Here is a 10,683-nt window from a genome sequence, read left to right on the forward strand (position 1 = left end):
CAGAGAGTATAACTAAACAGGATAGGTGGCTCAATAGCACGGCTAGGAATCAAAGTAGATAAGTGTATAAACATCTGACTCATAAGATGCAAAAAGACTGGCGAACATATCGTCAGTCTTTTTGATATTTGTATGGAGGTACATAGTAACATGCGCAGATCTCTTGCTGTCATAATCATGGAATGACAAATTGAATAACGATTTTTATAAATAAGATTGTGATAATTTGCACAAAGTTTTACGTGGTACCGAGATACAATTGTGATAGGGTTTAAGCGCAAAGTTAAGTGTTTTAGGTTGTTTTCCCAAACGATGAACAATGAAGGAGAGGATGAATGATATGGCAGCAAAAACACCTCTTGAGGTTGCACAATATACGGCGCAAACAGGTATGAAGAAAGCTCAATATCCGGTGTCTTCTGTACTGGTGCTCAGTTTTCTGGCAGGGGCGTTTATCGCGCTGGGTTTTCTACTGGATATCCGGGTGATTGCATCTGCTCCGGCAGAGTGGGGGAGTCTGGTTAATCTGATCGGAGCAGCGGTGTTCCCGGTGGGATTGATCATGGTACTCATCGGTGGTGGCGAGTTGCTGACGGGAAATATGATGGCTGTTCCACTCGCGACGATTGCACGAAAATTATCCGCAGGTAGCATGTTGAAAAATCTAACCTTAGTGACGATTGGTAACTTTGTTGGAGCTTTGTTTGTGGCATACGCATTTGGACATGTGCTCGGTCTGACCGGAGAGGGTGTTTATCTGGCGAAAGTGGTGGATATGGCTGGGCATAAGCTGCATGACGGCTTCCTGCAGGCTTTTATCTCCGGCATCGGCTGTAACTGGCTGGTGGCGCTGGCGGTGTGGCTATCTTATGCATCAGATACGATGAGTGGCAAGGTACTGGGCATTTGGTTTCCAACGATGGCATTTGTGGCCATTGGATTCCAGCACGTTGTTGCCAATATGTTTCTCATCCCAGCAGCAATCTTCGAAGGACATTATTCGTGGGGACAGTATGTAATGAATTTCATTCCGGTATGGCTCGGGAATCTGACTGGGGGAGCTCTGTTTGTAGCCGCTGCTTACTGGGTGGTGTACCTGCGTCAAGCTGAGCCGAAAGTGAAACCAGAGGCAGCAACATCGATCGAACCTGTGGAGACTGAGGCTAGAGTGATGTTAAGCAAACAAGCGTAGAGGAATAGCACTACAATGCACGATCCAACACACGCGCTTCATATACAATAGAAGTGAAGACGATTCTGATCTTGCTCGGTTCATGGCGAATATGCTGTGATGGAGCAAGGCGGGATCGTTTTTTTGTATGGGGTCCTTGTTGGAGTTTAACGCAAAATAAATTCGCCATGACAAGGTTCGGGGGAACGAAACCTGTTCATGGCGAATTTCGGGAGTGGTCCATGATATGGCATGAGGAGGAAGTGGGGAAACACTAGCCTAATGCCTTGTTTTTAATTTACCCCTGAATTCTGAAGTTGAATCAAACGATAAAACATTTTTTTGAAAATAATTTAAATCTGCTATAGCGGTGAATATTGGGTGAAAATATACTGTTCTCTTTACGTATTAACCTCGAAGAAGATATGATATAGGGATAGTTTTTTAAAGAGGGGGAGCCATACGATGATCGATCAGGAGAATGGAATTTTCGCAGCGGTATGCCCGCTCGATTGTCCGGATACTTGTGGTCTGTTACTACATAAAGAGAACGGTAAAATTGTGAAGGTGGCAGGCAATCCGGATCATCCGATCACCAAGGGTGCCATTTGTAATAAAGTCAGAAATATGACCGAGCGGGTGTATCACCCCGAGCGTCTACAATATCCGATGAGACGTGTAGGAGCCAAAGGGGAAGGTAAGTTCGAACGAATCAGTTGGGATGAAGCAATTCGCGAGATTACGACCAAATTCACTGCATTGTCCGAGACTTACGGCCCGGAGAGCATCCTGCCCTACAGCTTTTACGGTAACATGGGCATTCTCGGCGTAGACGGCATGGACCGACGTTTCTTCAATGCGCTTGGTGCGAGTGTACTGGAGCAGACGATTTGTAATGCGGCCGGGAATACCGGCTGGAAATATACGATGGGCGCCAACCATGGAACGGTGCCGGAAGATACGGAGCATGCGGATCTGATCCTGGTATGGGGCGGGAATATCGTCAGTACGAATATGCACCAGGTTGTTTTGGCGGAGAAAGCCCGCAAGAAAGGCGCCAAGATCGTCGTCATCGACGTTCATCGTAATCGTACCGCCCAGTGGGGCGACTGGTTTATTCCTTTGTATCCGGGCACGGACAGTGCACTGGCGCTGGGAATGATGCATGTGCTGTTTGAACGGGGACTGACGGATGAAGCATTTATGCAAAAATATACGGTGGGACATGAGGCACTGCGTGATCATGTCCGCAGTTACACCCCTGAACGTGTTGCACGCATTACTGGCGTGCCGGAGGAAACCATTGTGGAGCTGGCCGAACTATACGGCAACGCACAGGCAGCTCATATTCACATCGGCAATGGCCTCCAGCATCATGATAATGGAGGCATGAACGTGCGTAGCGTCGCATGTCTGCCTGCCATCACGGGGCAATGGCTGAAGCAAGGTGGCGGTGCTGTTCGCACCAACAGCTACGCGAGCACGAATAGCGACGCGCTGGAACGTCCGGAGCTGCGGCAGAATCCGGAGCCGCGAGTGGTGAATATGAACCGGATTGGTGAAGCGTTGCTGGAAGCAGAGCAGCCGATTCGGGCTATGATGGTTTACTGCAGCAATCCACTGGTGGTGGCACCGGATACCGAACGGGTGGAGCGAGGTTTTGCACGTGAAGATCTGTTCACGGTTGTGCATGATCTGTTCATCACGGATACGGCGAAATATGCAGATATCGTATTGCCAGCCACATCTTCATTTGAAGCGACGGACCTGTATGCCTCCTACTGGCATCAGTACGTTCATCTGCAAGAGCCGGTCATTGCACCGATTGGGGAGAGCAAGAGCAATGTGGAACTTTTTTCACTACTTGGGCAAGCCATGGGGTACGATCCTGCAATCTTCGGAGAAACGCCGGAACAGATGATTGAGGACGCACTTCAGGGCACAGGCAACCCCTACATGAATGGAGTCACGTTGGAGGGATTGAAGCAACATCGATTCGTGAAGCTGGATATGTCGCCACATACTGCATTTCTGGATCAGCTGCCCACGCCTTCAGGTAAAATCGAATTGTATTCCGAGACAATGGAACAGAGAGGGCTACCGCCGCTCCCTACTTATAGTGCTTTGGTTGAAGGATATGATGGGGAGAATCCGGCTGGACCTGCCGATACATATCCATTGATGTTCCTATCGCCGCCTAACCATAATTTCCTGAACTCCACCTTTGGCAATTCAGCCAAACACCAACGTTTGGAAAAGATGCCTCTATTGCAAATGCACCCCGAGGACGCCATTCGTAGAAACGTGGAGGATGGGGATGCTGTAGTAGTATGGAATGATCGTGGGCGCATCGAACTTACCGCCAAGGTGAGTGAAGCCATGTTGCCGGGAACCGTCATCAGCCAGGGTTTATGGTGGGACGGGGACGGCAAGAAGCAGCGAGCGAATTCGCTCACGTCCAACCGATTGTCGGACATGGGCAACGGGGCTACCTTCTTCTCGGCCACTGTCGAAGTGAAGCGTCAATGAGTGTGCTTGCAGGGTGATTTTTTGAGGTAAGATAAACAAAGAACAAAATGTATCAGGATCTAAAGAGCAATAAAAGTAACACTTTCAAAGGCCTTCGCTCTGGCTGGTTATGCCGTCAGGGCAAAGGCTTTTTTTGGTATGGTAACACGTTTTGTAGCGTATTAAGGAGAATGAACTAGAGATGATGAGATGGCTGGATAACTATCCAAAAGAAGTGAGAGTATTTTTACTGGCAAGTCTGGTTAACGCAACCGGCAGTGCCTTGATGTGGCCGCTGACCACCATGTATGTGTTTGATGAGCTTGGGCGGACGATGGCCAACGCGGGTTTTGTAATCCTCATTCAGTCCCTGGGTGGCATCTTTGGACAATTGCTCGGAGGTTCGTTGTATCACCGGGTGGGCGTGAAGAAGCTGATCATTGGCTCACTGGCGCTTAATGCGTTAGGTTTGTTTGCGTTGCCCTGGATTAGCGCGTATTGGGTCATATTTATATGTGCTATGGGCTGGATTGGCCTGTTCAGTTCATTGTCGCTGCCAGCGATTCAGGCTTTTATTGGCTTCCGGTTTGCGGAGCGACGCGGTGAATTATTCAATATTATCTATGTAGCAAACAATATCGGGGTGGCGATTGGTACGGCGCTGAGTGGTTTCCTGGCTGACTTTTCCTATCACCTTAGCTTTGTTTTGAACGGGGTGACCTCAGCCGGGTTCGCGATTTTCTTCTGGTATTATCTATCGCGAGTCGAACCGGATCAGGGGGGAGTGCATCTGACGAAACGCAAAACTGTTCCCGATGGGCCGGGCGTTTGGGCATTGCTGGGCAATACCCGGTTATATCTGTTTATGAGCTTGGGGGTGCTGTTCCTGTTATTCGGCAACTCCATTTGGAACACAGGTGTGTCCCCGTATATCATCTCTGAGGGTATGGAGAAAAGAATGTACGGTCTGCTCTGGACCCTGAACGGGGTACTGATCTTTGTGGGCCAACCGTTTACCAGCTGGGTGAAACGGACCATGGCCCGTACCTCCACGGACCAGATGACCGCGAGTGCGGTATTCTATGGCATGGCCTACATTGTCATGATTACCATGTACAGCTATCCAGGCATGGTGCTCGCAATGGTACTCGCTACGTTTGGAGAGATGTTGATCTCCCCTGCAACACCTGCATTTATCTCGGAGCATGCCGGCAGGGCAGCCCCTTTTTACATCGGGATATCGGGTGGGATCGGTGCGGTTGGACGGGTTATCGGGCCCTATGCGATGGGGGTTATGTATGACAAGCAGGGACTTATTCCGGTAGCGTGGTTGGCAACAGGCACAGCGGCGATTGCGGTACTTGGTTTTGTATTGCATGCGGTGTTGAACCGCAATCGTGAAGTGAAGGAGTATGGGATGGATACGTAATGTTGTAATGGCATAATAATCTTCCCGTACCCTGATGATAATTGATATGAAGCAACCTTAACCTTCCCCCTGTAGTGGGGGAGTTTTTTTTTATCTTTGCAAGGACCCGCTCCAATAGCCGTGCCAGCGAATGATTTTCCCGATGAGATGAGACAGGATTGTTCAGAAATCAGACTTGTTATGCTTCAATCCCATGTCATTCAACGTTCTTTCCTCTATTTGTGCATAATGCTCATATAATAGAATGAACTGGTTAAAGGCAGGAGGGTGCATACGATGTACAAGGTTTTGTTGGTCGATGATGAATTTATGATCTCGGACGGGATCTCCAGCGTCGTGAACTGGTCTCGATTAGGAACAGAACTGATCGGCATCGCTCAAGATGGATTGGAAGCGCTTGCTAAGATCGAGCAGCAACGCCCGGATATCATTATCTCGGACATTCGCATGCCGGGAATGGATGGTTTACAGCTGGTAGAAGCTGTGGCCGAGAAGTATCAGGATATCTCGTTTATTATGCTCACGGGTTTTACGGAATTTGAATATGCGAAGACGGCCATGCATTATGGGGTGAAGCATTATTTGCTCAAGCCCTGTAGTGAGGAGCATCTCGTACAGGCTATTAGTGAATTGGTCAGTGAGAAACGGGAGTTGACCGATCAGGAGTGTTTTGTGCAGTCGATCCAATATAATCTGGAGCGTGTACTGCCGCATGCCAAGGAATATTTTCTGAAGGAGCTGGTGACCAACAGAACGTACGGGGTCAAGGAATGGAAGTATTTCGAGGAATTATTCGATGTACAGTTTCAGGATCAACGTGTGCGATTGCTGTTGGTAGAGATTGAGGGGGATCATGAGTACTTGCACTTGTTCGCGGTAAAGAACATTGCCGAGGATATTTTTCATAATCCGATCTTAAGTACCACGGTTGGTGGGCATGTGTTATTGATGATGGAGGACAAGTTGTCTGAAACACAGTTGTTCCATAATATCGATGAGATTCGCGCCACATTTACCCGATATTATCATGATGATCTCACGATTGCGCTGAGCGAACCAGGGGATCTTTCACAGGCACGACAATTGTACATGCAGACTCTGGTGTATCTCAATTACCGCTTTTACCTCGGTGAGGGCAGTCTCATTATGGAGCGGGATGTCTACTCTCCCGGGGAGCGCACTCTTCCCGAATTCGAATATGATCCAGAGCGGATGGCTACTGCAATTAAGGCTGGACACTGGCAGGAAGTCGGAACAGAGTTGAACCGGATGTTTCAGCTGCTCGCCGACTTACGATACGATATATCCCAAACGAAGTCCTATCTCATTCAGATGTTTATGGAAATTATTCGGCTCAGCGGTTCTACCGAGATGAAAAGGTATATGGACCAGTTGCCAGGCATGATTGAATCCAGCACCCTACATTCTTTTCAACAGTTTCTGCTTGCCGTTGCCAGGGAAATCACGCTGCGCCGTTATGAACAACATCGCTCCAGACAATCGCAGATGGTGGGCAGTGTGAAGCAGATCGTGGAGAAGCGCTACAGGGACGAAACACTGACGCTTCAATCCATCGCCGGGGAAATATACATGAATCCAGACTACATCGGCAAAATGTTCAAAAAAGAAACCGGTGAGAAGTTTACGAACTATGTGTTAAGCTACCGCATTCGCAAAGCGTTGGAGCTTCTGGAGCAGGATGGGAACTGCACTGTATCCTCGCTTGCAGAACAGACAGGCTTTGGTGCCAACTGGCCGTATTTCAGCAAAATGTTCAAGAAATACACCGGATTCTCTCCTTCCGAGTATAAAAAAGTTCCCTAGGACAGCGTTGTTGTCGCTTCTACATAGCTTCCTGATATCCGATCTACATCTGATCTACGTTCTCGCCCTGTACGCCATTCATCGGCAGCAGGGTCTTTTTTTGTCGGACGGAACTCGGTTTTGAACATCCATTTATCGGAAATGAGCATGGGAAGAAAAGGCGCTCGATTCTATCATTAGAGGTGTCATGTTAAGTAATGAACATCGAGTGGAGGTTGAGTGGATGGAGCTGAATCGAAGCCGGGGGATTGAACCTGGGCGTTTGAAGCCAGCTGGCAAATGGAGTTCGGTGAAAAAGGAGCTTGTCCGCAACAGATACGTGTATCTGATGCTCGTACCTGTTGTAGCCTATTATCTGATCTTCAGCTATGGGCCGATGTACGGGCTGCTGATGGCATTTCAGGAATCCTACAGCCCGGTCAAAGGAATCTTGGCAGGCGAATGGGTCGGGTTTGACAATTTCACCATGTTTTTTGAAAGTTATTATTTCTGGCGACTGATTAAGAACACACTGATTTTGAGTTTTTACAGCATTGTGTTTGGTTTCCCGGCTCCGATTATTCTGGCTTTGTTACTAAATGAAGTACGGAAAAAGTGGTTCAGAAGCACGGTGCAGACGATCAGTTACATGCCCCATTTCATCTCGGTTGTTGTCGTGGTTGGAATGTTGAAAACGTTCTCATCTCTGGATGGTGGATTATTTAATGTCATTCGTGACTTTTTTGATCTGCAGCCGATTATGTTCTTGGCGGAGAAGGATATGTTCCGTCCGATGTACATCCTGTCCAACATATGGCAGGGGGCAGGCTGGGCCTCCATTATCTTTTTGGCAGCACTTAGTGGAATTGATCCGCAGTTGTATGAGGCTTCCAAAATTGACGGCGCAGGCCGCTGGAGACAGCTGCTTCACATTACATTGCCGGGCATTATGCCAACGATTGTGATCATGTTAATTCTGCGCATGGGGGCGGTCATGAACGCGGATTTTCAGAAAATATTGCTGATGCAAACGGCACCGACCTATGAGACATCGGATGTCATCTCCACCTTTGTCTATCGATCCGGTATTTTGGAGGGGAACTATACGTACTCAACGGCCATCGGACTTTTCAATGGCGTCATTAATTTCGCGCTGCTTATTATCGCGAATGCGATCAGCAGAAAGCTTAACTCAACCAGTCTATGGTAATCGGAAGGTGAAGCGATGAAACAGTCTATAGGGGAACGACTTTTTGATGTATTTAATATCCTGCTGCTCGTGGTGATCATGATTTTATGTTTTTACCCGATGCTGTACGTGTTCAATTCTTCAATCAGTGATCCGGATCAGATGCTGCGTTCCCGTTCACTGATGCTCATTCCTGAAGGTTTCCAGCTGGGCGCGTACAAGTCGGTATTTCAGGATACTCGCATATACACGGGATATATGAACACCTTGTTCTATGTTGTGGTGGGTACGGCCATCAATCTGCTCATGACTTCACTGGCTGCATATGGGCTGTCACGCGGTGATCTGATGGGCAGAAAAACGTTGATGAAATTAATTACGTTCACGATGTTTTTTGGCGGTGGCATGATTCCAACTTTTCTGCTAATTCAGAATCTGGGGATGGTGGATACCCGTTTCGCGCTTATTATTCCGGGTGCCATCAGTACGTTCTATTTCCTCATTATGAAAACAAACTTTGAAGGCATTCCAATCAGTCTGATTGAATCGGCGAAACTTGATGGTGCCAATGACTTTCTGATTTTGTTTCGAATTGTACTGCCTTTGTCAAAGCCAATCCTGGCGGTCATGATGCTGTATTATGCGGTTGACCATTGGAATGATTATGTCGGGCCGATGCTCTACCTGCGCAGTCAGGAGTTATATCCGATCCAGATTATTATGCGTGATATTCTGATCAGCAGCAGTACGGAGGCCATGGGCGCTGGCGCGGACACCGGCTTTGCCATTGGGGAGAACATCAAATATGCAACCATTATTATCTCCACGCTGCCGATTATGCTGGTATATCCGTTCATCCAACGTTATTTTGTTCAGGGCGCTCTAATCGGTGCTGTGAAACAATAAAAAATGTATCCTATGGAGGCGAATTACGTGAAAAAAAGAATGGGGTCCATCCTGTTGTCATCGCTACTTACCATGTCTTTACTGGCGGGCTGTACGGGTGATAATGAACCAGGTAGCGCAGAGCCAGCAGAGGGAACAGAACCTGCGGTTCAGGCGTTGACCGAGATTCCGCTACCGATTACAAGTGAGCCTTTAACCATTGATTACTGGCGCGCCAATGATGCCAAACTGACAGCTTCCTTGAACAATTTTGGCGATATGGCGGCTTATAAGGAAAAGGAGAAGCTGACAGGTATCCAAGTGAAGTTCACACATCCTCCGCTTGGACAACAGCGTGACCAGTTCAATCTGCTGATCTCCACGAAGGAGCTGCCGGATGTCATTTATTATAACTGGGCGGATGCCGTTGGCGGACCGGAAAAAATGATCAAGGACGGCCGGATCATCCGGTTAAATGAATTGATCGACAGTTATGCACCGAACTTGAAGCGGATTATTGAATCCGATCCGGATGTGAAGAAGCAGATTGCACTCGACGATGGCACGATCTATATGTTCCCACTGCTGAAGCTGGATGCACTGAAGCTGAACGCCACTTCCGGTTTAATTATGCGCCAGGATTGGCTTGATAAATTAAATCTCAAAGTACCGACCAACATTGATGAGTGGTATACGGTGCTTAAGGCATTCAAGGAACAGGACCCGAACGGAAACGGCAAGGCTGATGAGCTTCCTTTCACTGGAAACTGGGGTCCGGGTAACCTGACCAAGCTCCATGATTTTGCAGCGGCTTTTGGTGTAATTGGTGGCTTCCAGATGAATGGGGACAAGGTGGAATTCGGGCCGATCCAACCGGGCTACCGAGATTTCTTGGAGACCATGGCCAAGTGGTACAAGGAAGGGCTGATTGATCCCGAGATCATGACCAATGACGGTAAAGCATTTGACTATAAGGTTACCAGCAATCTCGCAGGCGCATATCAGGGTGGCGTGTTCAGTGGTATGGGGAAATATTTCAATCTGATGAGAGATACCGATCCGAACTTTAATGTGACTGGCGTACCATGGCCTGTATCTCAGGATGGAACGTCCTATGCGACATTTAATCTGGATGCTAAAGTGTTGACTTATGGTGAGGCGATTACGGCTTCCGCGGACGAAGACAAACTGAAATATATTGTACAGTGGATGGACTACAACTATAGCGAAGAGGGTAGTGATCTGTTCAACTTTGGTATCGAAAATGACAGCTATGTTCGCGACGGGGAAGGTGTCAAATTCACAGATACCATCATTGATAATCCGAACGGTCTGACGTATGACCAGGCACTGGCTTCCTATGCCTTATCCATTATGGACGGTCCAATCAATCAGGATAGCCGTTACCTGGATGCCTTATTATTTGACGATGGACAGCGTGCGGCGAATGCGGAATGGATGAAAGCAAGCTCGGCATTAACACTTCCACCAATTCGTTTGTCAACAGATGAGGTAAGCACAAGTACATCCATTATGAGCCAGGTGAATACGTATTTGAATGAGACGATGACGGCCATTATTAGCGGACAGAAGCCAATCACCGAATTTGACACCATGGCCGAAACAATCAAGAGCATGGGCATTGACCGGGCAATCGAGGTTCATCAGGCGGCCTATGATCGATATCAGTCCAAATAA

Annotated in this window: 8 protein-coding genes; 7 read left to right on the plus strand and 1 reads right to left on the minus strand. The window is 48.0% G+C overall.

The window, feature by feature from the left end; genetic code table 11:
- Positions 1–340: 340 nt before the first annotated feature.
- From PAHA3_RS22495 to PAHA3_RS22510, 4 genes are all read left to right on the plus strand, one after another.
- Positions 341–1,192, plus strand: coding sequence for a formate/nitrite transporter family protein (locus tag PAHA3_RS22495; RefSeq protein WP_062836888.1), 852 nt, complete (start codon positions 341–343; stop codon positions 1,190–1,192).
- Positions 1,193–1,636: 444 nt separating this feature from the next.
- Positions 1,637–3,700, plus strand: a complete 2,064-nt coding sequence (locus PAHA3_RS22500; RefSeq protein WP_062836889.1) for a molybdopterin-containing oxidoreductase family protein — start codon at positions 1,637–1,639, stop codon at positions 3,698–3,700.
- Positions 3,701–3,884: 184 nt separating this feature from the next.
- Positions 3,885–5,108 carry an MFS transporter gene (locus PAHA3_RS22505; RefSeq protein WP_062837120.1) on the plus strand — a complete coding sequence of 408 codons (1,224 nt, stop codon included), beginning with the start codon at positions 3,885–3,887 and terminating at the stop codon, positions 5,106–5,108.
- Positions 5,109–5,384: 276 nt separating this feature from the next.
- Complete coding sequence (locus PAHA3_RS22510) at positions 5,385–6,932, plus strand: response regulator (RefSeq protein WP_062836890.1); 1,548 nt, start codon at positions 5,385–5,387, stop codon at positions 6,930–6,932.
- Here PAHA3_RS22510 and PAHA3_RS30600 read toward each other — a convergent pair.
- Complete coding sequence (locus PAHA3_RS30600; protein WP_167350927.1) at positions 6,929–7,081, minus strand: hypothetical protein; 153 nt, start codon at positions 7,079–7,081, stop codon at positions 6,929–6,931. The genes PAHA3_RS22510 and PAHA3_RS30600 overlap by 4 nt on opposite strands.
- Positions 7,082–7,155: 74 nt before the next feature.
- Between PAHA3_RS30600 and PAHA3_RS22515 the strand changes: the two genes are divergently transcribed.
- Genes PAHA3_RS22515 through PAHA3_RS22525 form a run of 3 tightly spaced genes read left to right on the plus strand, consistent with a single transcriptional unit; the run spans position 7,156 to position 10,683 of the window.
- Positions 7,156–8,121, plus strand: a complete 966-nt coding sequence (locus PAHA3_RS22515; protein WP_062836891.1) for an ABC transporter permease — start codon at positions 7,156–7,158, stop codon at positions 8,119–8,121.
- Positions 8,122–8,136: 15 nt separating this feature from the next.
- Complete coding sequence (locus PAHA3_RS22520) at positions 8,137–9,006, plus strand: carbohydrate ABC transporter permease (protein WP_062836892.1); 870 nt, start codon at positions 8,137–8,139, stop codon at positions 9,004–9,006.
- A gap of 27 nt (positions 9,007–9,033) precedes the next feature.
- Positions 9,034–10,683 (plus strand): extracellular solute-binding protein, encoded by a 1,650-nt coding sequence (locus PAHA3_RS22525; protein ID WP_062836893.1) that lies wholly within the window; start codon positions 9,034–9,036, stop codon positions 10,681–10,683.

The sequence above is a fragment of the Paenibacillus amylolyticus genome (genome assembly GCF_001570725.1).
GTDB lineage: Bacteria > Bacillota > Bacilli > Paenibacillales > Paenibacillaceae > Paenibacillus > Paenibacillus amylolyticus_A.

Excerpts from the sequence above, each read along its gene's own strand:
- PAHA3_RS22495 (WP_062836888.1), top strand. The coding sequence starts at position 341 with ATGGCAGCAAAAACACCTCTTGAGGTTGCACAATATACGGCGCAAACA.
- PAHA3_RS22500 (WP_062836889.1), top strand. The coding sequence starts at position 1,637 with ATGATCGATCAGGAGAATGGAATTTTCGCAGCGGTATGCCCGCTCGAT.
- PAHA3_RS22505 (WP_062837120.1), top strand. The coding sequence starts at position 3,885 with ATGAGATGGCTGGATAACTATCCAAAAGAAGTGAGAGTATTTTTACTG.
- PAHA3_RS22510 (WP_062836890.1), top strand. The coding sequence starts at position 5,385 with ATGTACAAGGTTTTGTTGGTCGATGATGAATTTATGATCTCGGACGGG.
- PAHA3_RS30600 (WP_167350927.1), bottom strand. The coding sequence starts at position 7,081 with ATGCTCATTTCCGATAAATGGATGTTCAAAACCGAGTTCCGTCCGACA.
- PAHA3_RS22515 (WP_062836891.1), top strand. The coding sequence starts at position 7,156 with ATGGAGCTGAATCGAAGCCGGGGGATTGAACCTGGGCGTTTGAAGCCA.
- PAHA3_RS22520 (WP_062836892.1), top strand. The coding sequence starts at position 8,137 with ATGAAACAGTCTATAGGGGAACGACTTTTTGATGTATTTAATATCCTG.